1 protein-coding gene is annotated in these 1,439 nt (G+C 72.7%); it reads left to right on the top strand.

Annotated features, from left to right (window positions below; genetic code table 11):
- Positions 1 to 1,324, top strand: a 1,324-nt coding sequence (locus J1M38_RS06275) for a uracil-xanthine permease family protein (RefSeq protein ID WP_241246525.1), incomplete at its 5' end; no start/stop codon positions are given.
- Positions 1,325 to 1,439 lie beyond the last annotated feature (115 nt).

Raw genomic sequence — 1,439 nt, 5'->3', positions numbered from 1 at the left:
CACCCGGCCCTCGCGCGGCCCCGGCTGGCGCCTCCACGGCGACGGCCGCACCATCACCCCGGGCACCGTCGTCGCCCCGGACGAGCGGCTGAGCTGGCCCCGGACCGTGGGCATCGGCGTGCAGCACGTGATGGCCATGTTCGGCGCCACCGTGCTCGTGCCCGCCCTGACCGGCATGCCCGCGACGACGGCGCTGCTCTTCTCCGGCCTGGGCACCCTGCTCTTCCTGGTCATCACGGGCAACCGCCTGCCCTCGTACCTGGGCAGCTCGTTCGCGTTCATCGCACCCCTGACGGCCGCCGCCGCGATCGGCGGCACGGGGGCCGCGCTCGGCGGCATCCTGGTGACGGGCCTGCTGCTCACGGTGATCGGCGCGATCGTGCACCGCGCCGGCACCGGGTGGATCCACGCGCTCATGCCGCCGGCGGTGATGGGCACGATCGTGGCCCTGATCGGCCTCAACCTCGCCGGCGCCACGACGACGGCCATGCAGGAGGTGCCGGTCACCACGTTCGGCACGGCCCTGGCGGTGGTGCTCACGGCCGTGACGTTCCGGGGGCTCCTGGGCCGCCTGTCCATCCTCGTGGGCATCGTGGTGGGCTACGTGCTGGCCCTCGCGCAGGGCCAGGTGGACTTCGCCGCCGTCGGGGAGGCCGCCTGGATCGGGCTGCCGCCCTTCCACGGCCCGGAGCTGCGCTGGGACCTGCTGCCCCTGTTCCTGCCCGTCGTGCTCGTGCTGGTCGCGGAGAACATCGGCCATGTCAGGACCGTCGGGCTGATGACCAAGCGCGACCTGGACCCGCTCACCGGCCGTGCCCTGATCGCGGACGGCCTGTCCACCATGCTCTCCGGCGCGGGCGGCGGCGTCGGCACCACCACGTATGCGGAGAACATCGGCGTGATGGCCAGCTCGCGCGTCTACTCGACGGCGGCGTACTGGGTGGCCGGCCTGACCGCGATCGCCCTCGCGTTCCTGCCGAAGTTCGGGGCCGCCGTCGCCACCATCCCGGCCGGGGTGGCCGGCGGCGCGGGCATCATCCTCTACGGGATGATCGGCATGATGGGCGTGCGCATCTGGGTGCAGAACCGCGTGGACTTCTCCAACACCGTGAACCTCATGACGGCGGGTGCGGGCCTGATCATCGCGATCGCCGACCCCCAGCTCGTGGTCGGCGGGCTCGTGTTCGGCGGCATCACGCTCGGCACGGTCGCCGCCCTGGTGGTGTACCACCTCATGACGGCGATCGCCCGCGCCCGCGGCACCGAGCCGGTGCCCGAGGACGAGGAGGAGTTCGAGGCCTCGGAGGCCGGCCGGCTCGGCTGACCCCGATCCCGCGCCACGCGCACTTTCGGTCGTGAGATAGGGCCAATCTCACGACCGAAAGCGCTGAGAACCCCCCTTTCACGTTCGAAAACGCTGGGCGGGGGCGGGCAGGGCG

It is taken from the genome of Micrococcus sp. KRD070 (assembly GCF_017168435.1).
Taxonomy (GTDB): domain Bacteria; phylum Actinomycetota; class Actinomycetes; order Actinomycetales; family Micrococcaceae; genus Micrococcus; species Micrococcus luteus.
The sequence above is the reverse complement of the archived record's forward strand: the minus strand, read 5'-3'. Positions and strand labels throughout refer to the sequence as shown.